Below are 20042 nucleotides of genomic sequence, written 5' to 3'. Positions count from 1 at the left end.
CGCTGCTGCGGCCACGATAGTTTAGGGGTTGCCCTACGCAAAAATAGCTCGATGCCAGGTTCTATTCTTAAACTAAAACCCCCTAGCTCTCATAACAGCTAGGGGGTTTTAATTTATGCTGAATTTAGTATTGGATAAATTGTTATGACTTATGACTCAAGAATTTGGGATTTAAGAAAGTCTATTCTTGATGGACGTTAGAGTTGATTCGTAAACAAAAGCTTAAGATACCATTCGCTTTATCATCAGACGAATCAATGAACCATAAATCATAGCTTCACTTAATTCTATGTACTCATAATCCTTACTCAAACGCCGAAATCGATTGAGCCAACCGAATGTACGTTCTACGATCCATCGTTTCGGCAATCGCTCAAATGCTTTAATGGCATCTTTGAGACTATCAAGGTTAGTTAATAAAAACCAGCCAGCAGGCTCAACAACTCCACGATATTTGCGTTTGTAATATCCGGCGAGATTAAATTTAGCAAAACCTTTCTGTTTCGTTGCTTGAATACCTGTTAAAAAGAACGAGATGCCGGGAGTTAATTCCAAAGATTGTAAGCGTTGGTGTGATTGGTTTTCTTGCCGAATATAAGTACCTTGTTTCTGACGCAATACAAAGTCAATGCTCTTGCTATGTAACCAATTTGCTAATTTTATACTGTGGAACTCTCTATCTCCCAGTACCAGCATTTGATATCCCTTAAATAACTGCAATAGTGGACGAATTAATTTTTTCTGCTCTCCCAAATTGCTACATCCTTTTTTCGGTAACAATATCCAGTAAACAGGTATTGCTCTTTTTTGTTCTATTAAACTAATTACAAATACATTTTGCGAACGCCATTGTGTTCTATCAATCGCAAATATCAGCGGTTTCTCTCTTGTTTTCAGACTATTTTTTACCCATCGTTTGAGCAGGGGAAACCACAGATATGGAATCGACAACTGCGGTAGCAGTAAAAATTTTTGTATACTCCGTCGGCGACTTTCAAATCTTATCGGTTGTGGAAAGACTGTTGCTAGTTTCTCAATTGTCACAGTTTTATGAAATTGCAATAGCATCAGCAAGATTTCTAGCATCTTGTACTGCGCGGGTGTCAGTACATAATGAGCGCAGTTTTGGTAGAATTTAGGTAACATTATCATTTGATAGGTCTTGTTGAGAATACCTGACCTATCTTTTTTTACCCCAAAACGGTCACACTCCTCTATTTTATTTATTGCCTTCAGCCGCTTTGTCACCCCTTCAGGCACTGCACCTAAACGTTCTGAGGAGAGTTGATGAGTCGAAAAAGTTATATCTAAAATATTAGGAGTTTCCTCATCAGACTGATGATTCATTTAATTAAAAATTAGGTTGAACAGAGATTAAATAATTCATAGGCAGCTTCTATTGAAGGTTCGATTTTAGAAATTCAGGATAGCAGTCAGATCAACCATATTCATTCCCGGATATCGGGTTAATTTTTAACTGTGTTGTAGTTTCTTGGCACGTTCAGCCACGTCTTTTATTATCTAACTTCTTTCTGCTGCAAGTTCTCTAATCTTTTTAGTCTAACTACCCCTATTTTATTTTGACAAAAGCGAGATTCCACTTTTTAAAAATTAATGAGGTGCAATTCCGCCTACTATTTGAACAACATCAAAAGCGATCGCTCTTCCAGCATGAATACTAACAGACCGATCGCTATGTTCAGTTTTGAAACCAACCAAGCATAGGAGTTACCTCCCATATTTAGTTAGGCTAAAGGTTGATCGCCCTCTCCCTGTGGTAGCATTCCCACCTCTGATCGTGGTGCAGACATGATTTGCTTTTGCTGTTCTTGTAGCCAGGTTTCAAAGAGTTCATTGAGCAGTCGTACCTTCATAAATTCATCTAGTTGTGCGGGGATAAATTTTTCCAGCCGCAAAATCACGAACCAGTCGGCGATGCGAGTAGGGGGCAATATCTGACCTGGCTGACTGCTAGATAGCATTTGCACCATTACCGGATGTAGTGCATTTAGTTCAATCGGGCCTACTAAGCCTCCAGTTTGGGCCTCTGGGCCGAGTGAATATTCACGCGCCAAGTCAGCAAAAGAGTTTTCTTTTGCCTGAATGCGGAAGTAAAGTTCTTGGGCTATTCCCACATCCTGGGTTCGCAGTAGAGAATAAATTACTTTGTCTAGTTTTGTCTTGGACTGAAAAAAGTAGGATTCCAGTTTATTACCCCAAGTAGCTTGCTTGAATTTTTCAATTTTAAGCTTACGAGTGATAATAACTTCTAGCTGTTCGGGAGTCAGCCCTTGATGTGCCATCCAAGTCTGGATGTCTTCTTCATTTTTGAACTGTTTTTCAGTGTAAAACTGCTGTTTAGCTTGGGCTACTTCCTCAGGTGTACACTCTATTTCTAGCTTGGCGGAGCGTGAGTTTTGCTCTATCGCCTCATCAATGATTAATTCGCGCTGCAACTGTGGCAGCATTTGGTAATTCGCCAGTAAGGAAATCAATTCACTAGCTGTAATTGTACGATTACCGATTTGGATCGCTTCAGTCATTAGCTTTCGGCCATCTCAAAGTATCTAGTTTGTTAAAGAAGCTAAACCTTAGTCCATTCATTGGGAACTTTTGTCTTAATCTTATCGAGTTAGGTATGCAACCTGACTTTAGTGATAATTAAATAGTGGCTTTAACATACTCTAAAATATACAGTTTATATGACTTTTCATCAAAGATTCTACGTAAATGCGGTCAGATATGAAGAAAAGGACAAAGACCAATAACTAATGAGACTTATCGCCACTGCAACTTAGAAGACGAATTTATCAAACTGAGCTAGGGTACTTTGAGATAACCCTCTCTTAATAAAGTGTTTTTAGTTAACCAGAAATACTCACTCTATAGCGAGTATCATTTGAATCTGATTTTTCCCTTTATCTTTTTGGTAAAGCGATATCTACGACGGGCTGTGTCTACGCTCACTATGCTTCTATTCCAAAATCTTATTGTGTATCCCACAACCAAAAATTCTAATGTTTACAATGACTCTAAATAATTCAAAAGATCCGCCATTTCTTGGGGACTAGGTTGGAATTTTGGCATTGGGGGGGTTTCGCCACTGATCACCTGGCGAATTAGTCCATATCGAGACTTGTGCTTTGAGACAGCTTGCAAACTAGGGCCTACTCGCCCATCTGCTTCCAAGCCATGACAACCAGCACAGTTAATTTGAAAGATCGCGTGTCCTTGAACTGGGTTTCCTGTTAAGGATAGAACGCTCTTGACGTATGGATCGGAGGCTTGAACCAACTGAACACCAAAAAAGCCCAAAGGGACTACTAGCAGTATAGCCAGCGTCAATAAAACGATCCTCTGAATCAAAATTTCAGGTTTGGTAATCTGGTTATCCAAAAGGTTTGCTGTGAAAATCTAGGTGTGCTAAAAAGTTTTCATTTCCTACACATAGCTTAAAAGTTCTTGATTGTGTCTGCAAGCACAGAAGACTATTTTCTTGTGGGCAGTCACCCTCCAAAAAGGCTGTAGGGCGCAGGATTCATACGAAATTTGGTAAAATCAAAAACAGGCAACGAATATTTAATAATTTCAAAGAGGAGATTTACAGTGGTTGAACCCTTACTATCAGGTATTGTGCTTGGTCTAGTTTTCGTCACCCTTGCTGGACTGTTTTACGCTGCCTATAAGCAATATAAGCGCCCCAATCAGTTGGGGGGATAAGCAGTGCTGAGTTTTGTTAGCGGATAGCTATGGTTTAGCCTGTGCTAAGTTTTGAGTGGGAGTATGAGGGGGATGAGGGAGACAAAATAAAATTTTCTCCTCCTGCTTCTTTGTCTGCCCCCTCTTTTCTCATTGGACAATTCTGTAGAAAGTAAGTGATGTGTTGCCGTAAACTTTCTCGCGGCAAATTTCCCAATGGGTAATTTCTGGCGGTTTCCAACCTTGTGAGGCGTGTTCAACTGCGATTTCACCGCTAGGATCTAAAAGTTGATAGTGAGCGATCGCTTCTAATACTGGCTGGTACAATCCACTGGCATAAGGTGGATCAAAGTAAATTTTATCGAATTGCTTGCCTGATAAATTCTTTAACTGTTGGACAATATCTCCTCGCAATACCCGAAGTTCTTGCTCGGCATTGGCAACAGGTAGCCAATTTTGTTGGATGGTGGCACAGGCTCGGCTCGATTGTTCAATTCCCACTACTAGGCTGGCTCCTCTACACAAAGCTTCTGCGCCCATTGAACCAGTACCGGCGCACAAATCTAGCCAGCGACAACCTGCAATTTCTCCCTGCCAAATATTAAATACTGCTTCTCTTACCCGCGCACTAGTGGGTCTAGTTTCTTTTCCGGGTAAAGTTTTTAGCTGGCGATTTCCGTAAATTCTCAGGCTCATTGGTTATTAGTTATTGGTCATTAGTCATTGTCATTAGTCATTAGTTTTAGACAAAGGACAAACAACAAATAACAAAAATAGTATTAGGCAGGAATTTTTTCGCGGACTTGAGCAACAAAATTAGATAGGATTTGCAATCCGATATTAGAGGATTTTTCGGGGTGAAATTGGACTGCCATCAAATTTTCGTGGGCGATCGCAGCTGTGACAGTTTGAGTACCGTGAGTGACGGTTGCTGCACGGATTAGCGGGTCTATTGGGTCAACATAGTAAGAATGGACAAAATATACCCAAGGTTCGGACGGTAAATGCTCCCACAAAATACTTTTTGGTTGAGTCATTTCCAGTTGATTCCAACCCATGTGAGGAATAGTGATGTCAGGTTCTGGGCGAAACCGCCGCACTTTTCCTTTGATAATTCCTAGTCCTGGTTGAGTACCTTCTGCACTTGATTCAAAGAGAATTTGCAATCCTAAACAAATTCCTAAGAACGGTTTACCAGATGCGATCGCTTCTTTTATAGGTTGTTCCAAACCACGCGATCGCAGGTGTTGGACTGCTGGATCAAATGCTCCCACCCCCGGCAGAACTATTGCATCTGCCTGCTCTAATTCCTTTGGAGAATAAGTAACATTAGGAGTTGCTCCAGCTTTTTCCAAGCCTTTGCAGACTGAGTGCAAATTTCCCATCTCGTAATCTACGACCGCAATTACTGGCATTCACCTGCTCCTTGTAAATTTATTATGGAGGGTTTTTCTATTCTAAATAATATTTGTTATGAAGAAAAGAATTCTATTAACTTCTTTTGACATTTGCCTAAAATATCAACAGTCGAATTCTTCTGATGATTTATTATTTGAAGTTACCAAACTTGATCTGATACCAGATGATTTAAGTTTTTTACCGTAGTTGCCGGTAGATGTACAATTTGCCAGTACTCGGGTAATGGAAAAAATAAATGCAATTCAACCTGATTACATCATCTGGTGTGACATAGCTGTAAGCTGTACATAATTAAGTGGGAAAGCAGTTGCTAAGTATGTAGGCGAGAATAAATCAGATTAGATTAAGTAATGTAAAAAGCCTTGAGATTATTTTATAATCAGGGCTTTAGCCTTCATTTGAGGACTAAAGTCCTCTCTAGAAACTTTTAATTATTTGCACCGCTTTACTTAGCTGTAAAAAAATTGTTTTGCAAACAGCAGTTGATTTAAAAGAATTAGTCACGAGAGCAGCAGGGATTGAGATTAGTTACGGCTGCGGGAAATTTATCTGTGTTCGCGTAGTGTCTCGTAAAGAGTACTTAAGCTAAAAGCAACTCATGGTAGGTTGTATTTTTGCCCACGTTCCGGTTCTCAATCAAGAAAATTGATGGGGATTCTTGCAGATTCCGTATTAATTATTAACAAACTGGCACTTTCATCAAGTTGTTAATGTCTGTATGGTGAAAGAAATATCTAAGTATATGTTGCCATTGTTACTAATTTTCCCAATTGCTCAATTAAATCCTGCCACGCCACCACCTGAAGAAGTCATACAACCACAAGAAGTGCGTCCTTTACCAGGTCAATTGGATACAGTGCCAACTTTTAACAGCAATAGTCCAGAATTGGTTTTGAAAGAAGGAATTTTACTCTCCACTTTTCCACCAAATGGCAAAAAAATGCCAGCAGCGCATCTAAATTTTCCCTTTCGAGGACGATTTGATATTTTTGCCCATCATATTACTAGAGCTGAACCAGCAGAGAATTTGCGAACACTCTATTTAGGGATAATTTTGCACAACCCTAGTTCGGAAGCAGTAAAGGTGAATATTTGGCAGGCGGCGAGTTATTTGAGTCAACCGGATGCACCATTTATTGATCTACCATCCTTTAGCCAAAATCTTTTGGGTACAATTTTTTCTGGCCCAGGCGATCGCGTCATGTCTGATGTGCTGAGAGGGCAGCGACAAGAGATTTTTCCTGCCCAAATTGACATTCCAGCAGGGCAAAGTCGGATGTTACTAAATTTACCAATTCCTGTGCAAGGATTGACACCACCTCTCAATGGTCGGTCTACATTGATCCGATTGCAAAGTAATGGCACTGTCTATGCAGCTAGCCTAGCCATGTTTGCACGAGTGAATCCCGATGGCAGTGAGCGATCGCCGACTTTAGAAGAGTGGCAGAATTTACTAGATAATGGTGATTTAGCTGGCCCACGGGATAAAGCGCCCACTCCCTTAGAAGAAACTGGCAAACCAAGAATTTACGGGCGTGTTGCTGGAGTAGCTGCTGGTTCACGATGGAGAGCTTTATTAGTAGATAATCCTAAAGCCAGGTATTTGACTATTCCCCAGCCTGGTCAAGTGTTTTCCTACCCTCTGAGTAGCCTGCATGGCGGTACATTAGGAACTGGTCAAATTCAAAGTGCTACTATGCTGGTGCGCTATCCTGACACCGCATATCGCGCTCATGGGAACTATGGAATTCAATATAATCTCAAGTTACCCCTATACAACAATACTCAAAGTCCTCAAACTGTAAGCGTGTCGATACAAACACCACTTAAGGAGGATCAATTGGGAAAACCGGGGTTACGCTTTCTTAGTACACCAGCCAGTCAAGTATTCTTCCGAGGGACAGTTCGGGTACGTTACAAAAATGAGCAAAATCAGCCGCAAACTCAGTTTGTGCATTTAGTGCAAAAGAGAGGTCAACCAGGGGAACCCTTAGTTTTATTAAATATGAAAGCAGGCGATCGCTCTTTAGTAGAAGTTGACTTTCTCTATCCGCCGGATGCTACACCACCGCAAGTATTAACAGTTTCAACTCAAGCTGAATCTCGGTAATGAATTATGGGTAATGGGTAATAGCTTTTCTCCAATTACCTGTTACCAAAAAATATTAATCAACTGATTCACAAAGCTTTACTGTTTACCAACTTGGCGCGGCTCAGAGGCACATCTACTATAAAGCACCCAGTTAGGGCAACGCCTTACAATGTTTACTGATAGCAGGCATAGTATTTATCAAACAGACAGTGTTTAGAAACGATTCAAGATTGTAAACGCCTATTGAAGTTGCAATAATAGATATTATGACTACTAGAGTAGTAGTCCAAGGCTTGATTTCACGCATTGATTATTTTATTTTTATTGATTTGAGAGAGCGTAACCCAGAGACGCTACCCGAATCTAGTTCTAGAAAATAGCGTGATTTATTATACTAACTAAAATTATTTTTGACTAATGGTTATTAAAGCCTGTGGTCATAACTAACTTGTTCGGGGCGATCGCTTACCTAACAAGGCGGTGAATGTGATCCGTGAATTAACTTCTTCATATTGATAAAACTTTTCATCCCAAATTTCTGTATTTAGGCTGAATATTTATTCCTCTTCATGCGTTGCAATAGAAATAGGAGACTATAGCAGGCAATAAAAGGGTGGCATGACAACCGATCAAAAAATCAATCAAGAAACTGAGTCAAATTCGCTTCAGCACCTTATTGGAACCCTGATTTTACTGGTAGAGGATGAGCCAGATATTGCAGATTTGCTCACCTTCGTTTTGGAAGCAGATGGTGCAGAAGTGATAGCTTTAAGGGATGCAGAAGCAGCCCTTGCCTTGGTAGAATCACTGCATCCCGATATTCTGCTGTGCAATGTGAAATTGCCAGATCATGATGGAAATTGGTTAATTGAGCAAATTCGAGTGCATTCTTGCTCATCCTTAAGACAGTTACCCGCGATCGCTATCACTTCTTATACACGGGAAGTCTCAAGTCATAAGGCTTTAAATGCTGGCTTTAATCGATTTCTAGTCAAGCTTGAGAGTCCAGATGAAATCGTAGATGAGATTGTTCACTTGCTATCTAACGAAGTTTAAATATAAATATTTAGTTTTTATATCGTTTTTAATACTTGTATTCCATAGGCGCTGGGAGGTACAGCTAGCTGTACGCTCCTACAAATAACTCTAAGTTAGAAACTAAATCCTAAGTGGCTAGGGTGAGATATTAGATATATTTGTTAACTTTATTGAAAACCTTTTGCTGGCTTTTTTTGCCCTTTGCTCTTAGGCTTGGATTTGTTAACTTCTCCTAAAGCTTCTTGAAATAAATTGTGTAGGTGTATAGGGACACTAGCAATTTCTGGTAAATCTGGCTCAATAGGTTTATTGAATTCTTGCAAAAGTGCGTCTAAGTCGCTGTCAAGACGAAACTCTGGACGTTGCAGAACTGTTTGCAACACATTTTCTAATTTACTTGGATACTGTTGTGCTAACCGATGCCAAATAAAAGCATTAATACTTTTATCTTCAAGGTAGTAACGAATGAGTTTTTCCGCTCCTTGAACACTTTGCCAGTCCTCTGCCGATAAAATTGCTTGTACCTTACTATATGTTGGTAAAAACATTTGTCCCCAACGAGGATGAGAAAGGGCTGTTACTTGTTCTGCTTTCTTGAGTTCCGCAGGTAAATCAACCTTTGGCATCACCATTTTGCTATTACTGCTTTTGCTGTTAAACATCTGAGAGACTACGTTGGAATCAGCACCAAATTCTTCTGCTGCTGCTTTTATTTCATCGTCTCCAATGCCAGCTGCTTCTGCTACTTCAGCTAAAGATTTAGAAGTATCAATTCCTGCTTCGGCAAAGCGTTTTTCAGTGATTAATTCTTGGAATTCAGCTATTTTTTTATTAAGCTGGTATCCAGGTAGTGTGATTTCATCAGTACCAAAAAAGTCTACAAACTGCTGATGATACTCTCCTACTGACTGCCAAGCTTCTTCTAGCAAGTCTGGAGCATCGCTGTAAAGATTACTTTTATAGTTTTCTTTGAAATTACCAATTGCTACAGCAAGTTTTGGTTTACCTAATTTGCCCATTATTGTGTAGGGGCCAGAAAACATCCAGTAGCTATCGGTAACAGGAGAGATGCGAGTTAGTAAAATTTCTCCTATTTTCAACCGAGATATAGCCTGTAATGTTTGAGTATTATTTGGCTTGACAATGTAGTGTTTATCTGTTAACCAGTTTGTCAATTCAAAGCCATCAGGTAAGATGTTAGTAATGGCAAATAAGCCAATGAAACTATGATGCCAACTGTTGATCAGGTTGCGATCGCTTTGTTCTAAATCTGGATGACTTTCGATAAACAAGTCTAATGGAGACTTATCACCGACTTTCCCGTCTGTCAGAAAGCTATCGATAATTAAGTCCTGCTGTGTACTATCCCCACTTCCACGGCGCAACTGTGCGGCTGCATAAGTTTCCAGTGCTTGTGCTAGTTCGCCTTCAGCATCAAGGACAAAATCAACTAAGGCTTGTTTTAATTGGTGCGATCGTTCTAATATGACATCCACAAGTTAATCTCTCGGTGCAACAGATGTAGATTATAGCTCTTGAGAGAATTACAGCATCTAGCAATAGCTAGATTTATGGTGATTAGAGAGCAAAATAAAAAGGCAAAAGAAAATCTTCTTTTGCCTTTATTAATTTTTACCTTTTAATAGAGACGGGAAATTTCAAGTCTCTATTCATCGTCGAAATCATCGTCGTCTTCTTCTTCTTCCTCGTAATCGTCGTCGTCTGCGATTTCATCAGCGATTAATTCATCTTCGTCATCAAGAACTGACCTTTCTGCACGTCTGCTACCAAAACCAGATTCTCCAAGAGTAGGAGAATCTAAATTATAGGTGCGAGCTGTGCGGTCATCTAAGACCATATCCAGGGGATCATCTACTTCATCCAAGACACTACTGCTAATATCAGCAGCATAGTCTTCGATCGCACCAGGTTCTTCATAGGTATTGTAGCCAGTACCAGCCGGAATCAATCGCCCGATAATTACATTTTCCTTTAAGCCGCGCAGCCAGTCGGATTTGCCTTCAATAGCTGCTTCGGTAAGTACCCGTGTTGTCTCTTGGAAGGATGCGGCGGAGATAAAGCTGTCGGTATTCAACGATGCTTTGGTGATCCCCAATAATACTGGGGTATACTGTGCCCTAGCACCGCCTGTAATTGCCATAGCTTCGTTCACTTGCTCAACTTGGCGCAGTTCCACCAATTCACCAGGAAGCATTGTGGTGTCACCACCATCATCAATCCTGACTTTATTGGTCATCTGGCGAACAATCACTTCAATGTGCTTATCGGAAATATCAATCCCTTGAGATTGATAAACCATTTGCACTTCATTCACCAAGAATGACTGTACTTTCTGCAAAGCATGGCTAGCACAAGCATAGATTCCATCTTCAGAACCCAGGCTAAAGAAGATTTCCAAAATTTCGTGGGGATTGGATGGGCCATCGCTTAATGGTTGTCCTGCTAACACAGTCGATCCATCTGGCACAATCAAATTTTGTCCTGGGCCTAGAGGATAATCTGTGATCACGCCATTTGATTCTACGACCTTGATAGCGATCGCTTCATCACCATTTTCAGCGTAAACTACCTTAACTTCACCCCCTCGGCGACATAAAATGCACGCTTCTTTGGGTTTACGAGCTTCAAGTAGTTCCTCAATCCGGGGTAAACCTTGAATAATATCTCCGGTTTTGGCGCGTTCAAACACCAGCAACACCAAGTTATCACCCCGTTGTACCAAATCGCCGTCTTCTATTTGCAACACAGCACCAGGGCTGACTCGATAAGGACGACCGATACGGGTAGTAACAACATAGTTTTTAGTACTCAGGGCTGATTCCTCACCAGATGCAGCAGTGGCACTTTTAATATCCACTACTTGTCCTGATTCTGGGGCAAAAACTCCAGGAGCAACTTCTGTACCTTCTACTAGTAAGTCACCCACTTTTACTTTTGGCTGAGTAGCAGTATTAATGCTTAACCTGTCAGCGTCACGCAACACTAAACAGCGACGCACGTTTTCGGTTCCTTGTCGGACACCCCGCACTTCCCCGCCTTCTTTACATAAGATTTGGGTACGTGCAACCACAGATCCAGGGGCGATGGTAAGCCCATCTTGTACCTCAAGTGTGGTTTGAGTGCTACCTTGGGTGGCATCGGCGGTAATGTCTCGACGAATTACCAAGGACTCTAAAATTACCAGTTGTAAACGTTGAACTTCTGGGTCTTCAGTATCCTCTACTAATTCAATATCTGCTGCCAGGGGTGAAGCATTATGGTCTTGTTCCTCTTCTTGCTCAATTTCCAGCACTAGCTGGGTTCGCAGCAGTTCCACGCCTTCAACAGATTTAACGCGTTCTGAATCTTTGTAAGGTAGTCGCTGCACAGCCCGCAATTGAATTGATCGCCCGGTTTGTTGGCTTACCGATGTAGTTGATGGCACATCTGGATTATCAGGTACGGCAAACTCAACTACTGGACGACTCAACAGGGCAGGCCCTTCTGGTGTCTCCACATACTGGATATAACGCAATTCCGTGGCGACATTGCCTTGGAATTCCTCACCTGGTTGGATGAAGGTGTTATCTCGCCCGATCACTGATTCGGGATCGTCCACCATCAGCAGTTCTCCAGGCTTAACCACAACTTCCCGCAGAATGTCGTTTTTCTGAGTAACTTCTATCACACCACTGTTTTGGCAGAAGATATCTTTTACTACCTCAGTGCCAGCTTCTACAAACTGACCGTCTTCTACCAACAGCAAGGAAATATCTTTATTAACTTCGTGGCTTTCTTCAGGAATCCACAAAAGAGTACCGCCTTGCACGACTTCATAACCCAGCTTGGCTTTACCTTTTTTCTGGACTTCTACACCTGCAAATTTTAGGAATCCACCAGTGGTTGTCCGATAGCGGTCATCAATTAACTCAGCTACTACTTGACCGTTTTGCACTTTTGTGCCTGGTGTAGCCCGGAGGTTAAATACTTGGTTGTTGCCAGTGGAGACTAAGTAGTTATTCCGCCCTTGGGAACTTTGGACTGTCACCGTTGCTTGGTCTAGTACCACAGAAGCAGTGATAATTTCAATTTCCCTAGTACTCTTACCTGGGGTAGCTTCTGGTAAGCGCACCACACCGCCGTGCAAACTGGTTAACTTGGTTTCTGCTAAAACTCCGTTAGAAGCGATCGCATCTCCATTTTTCACTACCAATTCTGCACCAGGTGGCAAGTTGTAAACTTCCCCAGACAAAATCCAAATCAAGCCACCGCGTGCGGCTGTAGTTGTGGTATTACCTTGACGGTCAGTTTTTTGTTCTGGAACTACTTCTGCAAATTGCACTTCTCCTGCTAAGTCAGAGGCTACATCTTTAACTGCTTTTTCTGTATTAGTCCGAGTTGTGCGTCCACCAAGGGCAACCTCTGCTAACAACTGACCTTGTTTTATCTTATTTCCATCAAATACATATAGTGTTGAACCTTGGGTAAGATGAACCTCTTGGTTCTCTGGGGTAACATCACCTACTTTTGTTGGCTCCAAAAGCATGACGCCATTAGCTTCAACATATAAGGCATCTTCCCCGTGGCGGGTACGATATGTTCTGGTTTTTAGTTTGCGGGGAAGCTTAACAGTTCCATCGATTTTAGAACGAACTTGTTGCGCCACTTCTCCAGTAAACACACCACCTGTGTGGAATGTCCGCATGGTTAGCTGGGTGCCAGGTTCACCGATACTTTGGGCAGCAATAATTCCCACAGCTTCGCCCAAGTCCACCATCTTGGCGTGGGCTAAACTCCAGCCGTAGCAGTGTTGACAGACAGAACGTGCCGCTTCACAAGTTAGGGGACTCCGCAGCACAACTTCTGCCACCCCAGATTTTTCGATTTTCTTCGCCAAGTCCTCAGAAACTGGGGTATTGCGTGGTGCAATAACTTCTTTTGTCACCGGATGCAGCACATCTTCGGCAACTACCCGTCCCATCAAGCGGGTTCCTAGAGGGATCAAGGTTTTGGCACCTTCTGTCATTGGTCGAATGGGAATTCCTCTGGTGGTACCACAGTCAAATTCCCGAATAATCACATCCTGGGATACGTCCACCAAACGGCGAGTGAGATAACCAGAGTCAGCCGTCCGCAAGGCAGTATCCACCAATCCTTTTCTGGCACCGTAAGACGAAATAATGTATTCCGTTACAGTGAGTCCTTCACGGAAGTTGGTTTTGATGGGCAAATCGATAATTTCCCCTTGAGGATCTGCCATCAGTCCCCGCATCCCCACCAACTGCCGGACTTGAGAGATGTTACCCCGTGCCCCGGAGAATGCCATCATGTATACGGAGTTGAGAGGATTAGTCTTCTTGAAGTGAACGACGACTTCATCTTTCAAGGCTTCACTAGTACCATTCCAAGTATCGATTACCTTTTGGAAGCGTTCTACTTCAGTAATTTCTCCCCGTTGATAACGGGTTTCAGTAGCACGAATTTCTTCCTCGGCTGCCTCTAAGAGCAATCGCTTAGTTGGTGGTATCATCAAGTCATCTACACTGATGGAAACCCCGGCTTTGGTAGCGTAGCGAAATCCCAAATCTTTTAGTTTGTCCGCCATCACTGCGGTTCGCGCCGTACCATAATGCGTAAACGCCCAAGAAATTAAATTTCTCAGCTGACCCTTATCAACCACCCGATTGCGAAAAATCATTTTTTCGTTAGTCATTAGTCATTAGTCCTAAGTCATTGGGCATTGGGCATTGGGCATTGGGCATTGGGCATTGGTAATTTTTCCTATGCGCTATGCCCCATGCCCTATTCCCTAACTTGCTAGTGCTTCCTGAATGGCATTGTTATAAATAACGCGACCAGGAGTTGTGTATATATACTGAGAAATTACATTGCCTTTAGCGTCTTGTCTGACTCGACGGAACTTATAGAGCAATGTGCGGGTACCATCCTCGTTTTCCGTCACTTTCACGGGTTCTGTATCCGGTTGGTCTGATTCTATTTCACCGTCAAACCGCACATAGATATAGGCGTGCAAGTCAATTTGATCTTGCTGGAAAGCCATAATTACATCCTCTAGCGAAGAAAAGTAATTTCCTGCTCCTTTTGTCGCACCGGGATTTTCTGCTGTTAAATAATAGGCTCCCAATACCATATCTTGGCTAGGCGTGATGATGGGTCTACCTGTGGCTGGTGACAAAATATTGTTAGAAGCCAACATTAACAACCGCGCTTCAGCCTGACTTTCTAAAGAAAGAGGAACGTGTACCGCCATTTGGTCGCCGTCAAAGTCGGCGTTAAAGGCTGGACACACCAGAGGATGCAGTTGAATCGCTCTACCTTCTACTAAAATTGGTTCAAAAGACTGAATACCCAAGCGGTGCAATGTTGGTGCCCGGTTTAGCATTACAGGGTGTCCTTCAATCACCTCTTCCAGCACATCCCAGACACTGGGATCATTACGGGATATCAGCTTTTTCGCAGCTTTGATGTTATTTACCATGCCGCTACGAATCAGGCGGTTAATTACAAATGGTTGAAATAGCTCAATTGCCATTTCTCTAGGCAAACCGCACTGATGAATCTTCAGCTTTGGCCCGACCACAATTACTGAACGTCCAGAGTAGTCAACTCGTTTACCTAACAAGTTTTGTCGGAAACGTCCTTGCTTACCCTCAATAATGTCGGACAAAGATTTTAGGGGTCGGTTATTTGCCCCTACCACAGTGCGTCCTCGACGACCATTGTCAATCAAAGCATCCACTGCTTCTTGCAGCATCCGCTTTTCGTTCCGCACAATAATCTCTGGTGCCAAAATTTCTTGCAAGCGTGCCAAACGATTGTTGCGGTTAATTACCCGCCGATACAAATCATTCAAATCGCTGGTGGCAAACCGTCCGCCATCTAGCTGCACCATTGGGCGCAAGTCGGGCGGAATCACAGGAATAACTGCCATTACCATCCACTCTGGTTTGGAACCAGTAGCGATGAAGTTGTCAATTACCCGTAGTCGCTTAATTAGCTTGGCTCTCTTTTGTCCCTTGGCGTTGCCAATTTCTTCGCGTAGGCTTTCCGCTTCTTGTTCCAAATTGATATCGGCAAGCAAACGCAACAGCGCTTCAGCCCCAATACCTACCTCTACGCCTTGCAGCACAGAATCTTCGCTATAAATTTGGTCTTCTATTTCCAACCACTGGTCTTCGCTCAATAGCTGTTTGTAAGTTAAAGTTTCGGCATTACCTGGACTTATGACAACATAAGAGTTGAAATAGACAATCTGCTCGACATCCCGCAAGGGCATATCCAACAGGATGGAAATATAGCTAGGAATACCCTTGAGATACCAGACGTGGGCTACTGGTGCGGCGAGTTTAATATAGCCCATGCGGTGGCGACGCACCCGTGACTCGGTAACTTCTACCCCACAGCGCTCACAAACAATACCTCTGTGACGAACTCTTTTATACTTGCCACAATGGCATTCCCAATCTTTCGCGGGGCCAAAGATGCGCTCACAAAATAAGCCATCCATCTCTGGCTTGAGAGTTCGGTAGTTAATCGTCTCTGGCTTGGTAACTTCACCGACTACTTGACCATTGGGCAATGTTCTCTCGCCCCATTGGCGAATGCGTTCAGGGGAAGCCAAGCCGATTTTTACGTAGTCAAACTGATTAGTTTGGGCAGGTCTCATACTTAAGTGCTGAGTTTCGAGTTATGAGTTTTGAGTATATTTAGTTTTACAACATTGGGAACGGGGCATTAGGCATTGGGCATTTTTCCCATTTGCTATGCCCGATGCCCAATTCTCTAATTCTTATTCGTCATCTTCCAGCGATTCGCGGGAAAGAGATTCATAAGTTGGTCGAGGAGGTGTGCGACGGGCTGATTGGTCTGCCATCAAATCGACTTCTACATCTAGGGAACTGCCGTCTGTTTGGGTTTCTACCTTGTGAACGGCAATGTCTAACCCCAATGATTGCAACTCGCGCATCAGCACCTTAAAGGATTCTGGGGTTCCAGGTCGAGGAATTGCCTTACCTTTAACGATCGCATTTAACGCTTCATTCCGTCCTTGCATATCGTCAGATTTAACTGTAAGCAATTCCTGTAAGGTGTAAGCTGCACCAAAGGCTTCCAATGCCCACACTTCCATTTCTCCAAATCTCTGACCACCTTGTTGTGCTTTACCACCTAAGGGTTGCTGAGTTACCAGTGAGTATGGGCCTGTGGAACGGGCATGGATCTTATCATCCACCAAATGCACCAGCTTCAGCATATAAGCCACACCGATGGTAATTGCTCGGTCAAAAGGTTCACCTGTACGACCGTCATACACCATGATTTTGCCTGGGTTATCTGGGTTATATACCCAATCTTTCCCTGTTTCGTCTCGTGCTTCTTGCAATTTGCCATGCACGATTCGGCGAGATGACTCTTCCCCGTACATTTCGTCAAAGGGAGTAATTTTAAATCGCACTCCCAAGGTTTGACCAGCCCAACCCAAGAGACATTCAAATACCTGACCGACGTTCATCCGGCTAGGTACACCCAAGGGGTTAAGTACAATGTCCACTGGTGAACCATCGGGCAAATAAGGCATATCTTCCGCCGGTAATATCCGAGAAATAATCCCTTTATTACCGTGGCGTCCTGCCATTTTGTCCCCAACTTGGATTTTGCGTTTTTGAGCAACATATACCCGGACTACCATATTGGCTCCTGGTGGCAGTTCATCGCCTTGTTCACGAGTAAACAAGCGCACATCAACTACGCGACCTTTTTCACCGTTTGGTACTCGCAGAGAATTGTCTCGCACATCCCGTGCTTTCTCACCGAAAATTGCACGTAACAGTTTTTCTTCTGGCGGTTGGTCAGATTCACCCTTAGGTGTGACTTTTCCTACCAAGATATCACCAGCTTCTACCCATGCTCCAATGCGAATGATTCCCTGTTCATCCAACTGACGCAAGGCATCTTCCCCGACGTTGGGAATTTCTCTAGTGATTTCTTCTGGCCCCAGTTTTGTCTGTCTAGCTTCAATTTCATATTTTTCAATGTGAATTGAGGTGTAGACATCATCCTGTACCAATCTTTCAGAGATTAAAATCGCGTCTTCGTAGTTGTAGCCTTCCCAAGGCATATAGGCAACGACGATATTTTGTCCTAGCGCCAATTCACCGCCTTCGGTGGAGGAACCATCAGCCAATACTTGACCAGCAACAACCCTTTCACCAATGCGGACGAGAGGTTTCTGATTTAAACAAGTATCTTGGTTGGAACGTTGGTACTTGGAAAGGGTGTACTTAATTTCGGGGGTATTAGGTTTAGGACGGACGCGAATTTCTGTAGCATCCACATAGGTGACATCGCCATCGGTACGCGATACAATCACCATCCCGGAGTCTCTTGCTCCTTGGGCTTCCAAACCAGTACCCACTAGAGGACGTTCTGGCTTAAGCAGGGGTACTGCTTGCCGTTGCATGTTCGATCCCATCAGCGCTCGGTTAGCATCATCATGTTCCAAGAAAGGAATCATGCTGGTTGCTACCGATACAATCTGTACGGGAGATACTGCTACGTAGTCCACCTGTTCTGGTGTTGTGGTGGAAAATTCTTGGCGATACCGGACTGGCACTAGTGGCCCAATAATGTGCCCAGTTTCATCTACAGGAATATCTCCCGGAGCAACCCGTAGATCGTCTTCCTCATCGGCTGTCATGTAAGCTGGAGGCAGATCAAATCTGACTCGCCCATTTTCTACAGGTCTAAATGGTGTTTCGAGGAAGCCGTACAGGTTAACCCGCGCATGGGTTGCTAAGGAGCCAATTAATCCGGCGTTGGGGCCTTCTGGTGTTTCAATGGGGCAAATGCGTCCATAGTGGCTAGGATGAATATCCCGCACGGCAAAACCAGCGCGTTCACGGGTTAAACCACCAGGGCCAAGGGCACTTAGACGGCGTTTGTGAGTCAGTTCTGCTAAGGGATTGGTTTGATCCATGAACTGACTTAATTGGCTGGAACCAAAGAATTCTTTAATCGCTGCTACTAATGGTTTGGGGTTCACCAAGGAAGCGGGAGTTAGCACTTCGGCATCGGATACAGTCATCCGTTCTCGAATAATTCTCTCTAAACGGTTTAAGCCCACCCGCACTTGGTTTTGCAGCAATTCACCAACGCTTCTCACCCGACGGTTGCCTAAGTGGTCAATGTCATCGATATTACCGATATCATATTCTAGGTTGATCAGGTAATCTACGGCTGCCAAGATATCGCCAGCAGTCAACACGCGCATTGTGTCTGGGACAGAAAGGCGCAATTTCTTGTTGAGTTTGTAGCGTCCGACGCGACCAAGGTCATAACGTTTCGGGTCAAAGAAACGAGAATCTAGGAGTTGTTGTCCACCTAATACTGTGGGTGGTTCACCAGGACGGAGTTTGCGATATAACTCCATCAGAGCTTCTTCTTCAGAGAATTGCCCTTCTTTTTCGATGGTTTTTTGAAAATATTCGGGGTGGCGTAAGGCGTCAAAAATTTCGTTGTCTGATAACCCTAAAGCCTTTAAGAGTACCTGGGCTGAGAGTTTGCGGGTTTTGTCAATGCGTACCCACACCAAATCGTTACGGTCTGTTTCAAATTTCAGCCATGCTCCTCGGTTAGGAATTAAGCTAGCTGAATAAGTACGTCGCCCGTTTTTGTCGATTTCTGATTTGTAATAAACGCCTGGCGATCGCACTATTTGGTTGACAATTACCCGCTCGGCTCCGTTAATAATAAACGTGCCGCGATCGGTCATCAAAGGCAAATCACCAATGAATACCTCTTGCTCTTTGATTTCCCCGGTTTCCTTATTAATCAACCGTGTGGGAACATACATTTGGACGGCATAAGTACTATCCCGCCGTTTGGCTTCTTCGACGCTGTACTTTGGCTCCTTGAGTTTGTAGTTATGACCCAAAAAGTGCAGTTCTAATTTGCCCGTGTAATCTGTAATAGGACTAAAGGAGTTAAGTTCTTCTATCAACCCTTCTTCCAAAAACCACCGAAAGCTTGATCGCTGAATTTCAATCAAGTCGGGCAACAGAAAGGCGGGTTCCATATATGTGTCTTTGGTCATGCCTCTACCTTTGTCAACCTGGTTAAATTTTTACTTAGACACTGCTATTTAACGTTTCCCACTGCAAGCTAGTGTCCATAGCTGTTTGGGAGCTTCTTACACACCTGTAAATAGCAGGTGTGGGCAAACGCAGCGATGAAAGCTGAAATAAGCAATTTGCACAAGGGGGTAATCGCCTAAAATCAGGGATTTAGACGCCAAAAACCCACTATAGTCTTGATTGAAGAAGAATATACAGTTGAGATATTCCTGATATTCCTGAGTTTTATCTACTTTCTTCATTTCCCCTCCAAAAAGCGCGTTAATTTGCTGACGCAGCTCTAGACGGTGTGTCTTAATCCACCCGGCTATTTATACTCTCAGTGATATCCTAGATATCCTAAGACTGAGGGAATGATCCGCACCTTTCGGCTTTGAATTAGAATCACTTCATTTTGCTGGATTGTACTCACAAGGCAATTTTGTTTAACGATTTTGAATAGGTTCGATACACGCCAAGCCGATGTTGTGCAATCTAGCTCAACTTGAGTTGGCACAGTTAGTCATGTGTGGAGAGCATCCGCTTGTAGAGATTTGGAGGATGGCCAAGCCGATAACAGGACAGAAAATTAGGCTCAGAAATTTTAGGTTCCTTCCTTTATCATTATGGCGCAAGCAAAATGTTTTTGAGGGAATAATATTACC

Annotated in this window: 13 protein-coding genes; 3 read left to right on the top strand and 10 right to left on the bottom strand. The window is 43.2% G+C overall.

Annotated features, from left to right (window positions below; translation table 11 throughout):
- Window positions 1–222: 222 nt before the first annotated feature.
- The 3 genes from RMZ43_RS35460 to RMZ43_RS35450 form a co-directional block, all read right to left on the bottom strand.
- A complete protein-coding gene (locus RMZ43_RS35460) occupies window positions 223–1146 on the bottom strand; it encodes an IS4 family transposase (RefSeq protein WP_416212405.1) in 924 nt (307 codons plus the stop codon).
- Window positions 1147–1745: 599 nt separating this feature from the next.
- Window positions 1746–2543, bottom strand: a complete 798-nt coding sequence (locus RMZ43_RS35455; protein WP_322646424.1) for a peptidylprolyl isomerase — start codon at window positions 2541–2543, stop codon at window positions 1746–1748.
- Between the two features lie 478 nt (window positions 2544–3021).
- Complete coding sequence (locus RMZ43_RS35450) at window positions 3022–3396, bottom strand: cytochrome c (RefSeq protein ID WP_322646425.1); 375 nt, start codon at window positions 3394–3396, stop codon at window positions 3022–3024.
- A 210-nt stretch (window positions 3397–3606) separates the two neighbouring features.
- On the opposite strand from RMZ43_RS35450, the gene petG reads away from it, so the two are divergent.
- Window positions 3607–3720: a cytochrome b6-f complex subunit V gene (gene petG / locus RMZ43_RS35445; RefSeq protein WP_063721252.1), complete on the top strand. Its 114-nt coding sequence runs from the start codon at window positions 3607–3609 to the stop codon at window positions 3718–3720.
- 129 nt (window positions 3721–3849) lie between these two features.
- Here the strand turns inward: petG and rsmD are convergent, their stop codons facing one another.
- Together rsmD and hisH are read right to left on the bottom strand one after the other, a co-directional pair.
- Window positions 3850–4395: a 16S rRNA (guanine(966)-N(2))-methyltransferase RsmD gene (rsmD, locus tag RMZ43_RS35440; protein ID WP_322646426.1), complete on the bottom strand. Its 546-nt coding sequence runs from the start codon at window positions 4393–4395 to the stop codon at window positions 3850–3852.
- Window positions 4396–4478: 83 nt separating this feature from the next.
- On the bottom strand, window positions 4479–5114 hold the full coding sequence (hisH, locus tag RMZ43_RS35435; protein ID WP_322646427.1) for an imidazole glycerol phosphate synthase subunit HisH: 636 nt from the start codon (window positions 5112–5114) through the stop codon (window positions 4479–4481).
- Between the two features lie 746 nt (window positions 5115–5860).
- On the opposite strand from hisH, the gene RMZ43_RS35430 reads away from it, so the two are divergent.
- Both RMZ43_RS35430 and RMZ43_RS35425 read left to right on the top strand, forming a co-directional pair.
- Window positions 5861–7228: a DUF3370 domain-containing protein gene (locus RMZ43_RS35430; protein ID WP_322652313.1), complete on the top strand. Its 1368-nt coding sequence runs from the start codon at window positions 5861–5863 to the stop codon at window positions 7226–7228.
- A 600-nt stretch (window positions 7229–7828) separates the two neighbouring features.
- Window positions 7829–8266 carry a response regulator gene (locus RMZ43_RS35425; protein ID WP_322652314.1) on the top strand — a complete coding sequence of 146 codons (438 nt, stop codon included), beginning with the start codon at window positions 7829–7831 and terminating at the stop codon, window positions 8264–8266.
- Window positions 8267–8415: 149 nt separating this feature from the next.
- On the opposite strand, the gene RMZ43_RS35420 is transcribed toward RMZ43_RS35425, so the two are convergent.
- From RMZ43_RS35420 to RMZ43_RS35400, 5 genes are all read right to left on the bottom strand, one after another.
- Window positions 8416–9744 carry a hypothetical protein gene (locus tag RMZ43_RS35420; protein ID WP_322652315.1) on the bottom strand — a complete coding sequence of 443 codons (1329 nt, stop codon included), beginning with the start codon at window positions 9742–9744 and terminating at the stop codon, window positions 8416–8418.
- A gap of 170 nt (window positions 9745–9914) precedes the next feature.
- Complete coding sequence (locus RMZ43_RS35415; protein WP_416212404.1) at window positions 9915–13961, bottom strand: DNA-directed RNA polymerase subunit beta''; 4047 nt, start codon at window positions 13959–13961, stop codon at window positions 9915–9917.
- Between the two features lie 96 nt (window positions 13962–14057).
- On the bottom strand, window positions 14058–15935 hold the full coding sequence (locus RMZ43_RS35410) for a DNA-directed RNA polymerase subunit gamma (protein WP_416212035.1): 1878 nt from the start codon (window positions 15933–15935) through the stop codon (window positions 14058–14060).
- A gap of 123 nt (window positions 15936–16058) precedes the next feature.
- Window positions 16059–19358, bottom strand: a complete 3300-nt coding sequence (rpoB, locus tag RMZ43_RS35405) for a DNA-directed RNA polymerase subunit beta (RefSeq protein ID WP_322646432.1) — start codon at window positions 19356–19358, stop codon at window positions 16059–16061.
- Between the two features lie 96 nt (window positions 19359–19454).
- Window positions 19455–19640, bottom strand: a complete 186-nt coding sequence (locus RMZ43_RS35400) for a hypothetical protein (RefSeq protein ID WP_322646433.1) — start codon at window positions 19638–19640, stop codon at window positions 19455–19457.
- Window positions 19641–20042 lie beyond the last annotated feature (402 nt).

Origin of the sequence: Nostoc sp. CmiVER01, assembly GCF_034531135.2 — a bacterium.
GTDB lineage: Bacteria > Cyanobacteriota > Cyanobacteriia > Cyanobacteriales > Nostocaceae > Nostoc.
Note: the sequence above shows the minus strand (reverse complement) of the source record. Positions and strands in the feature narration are given on the sequence as shown.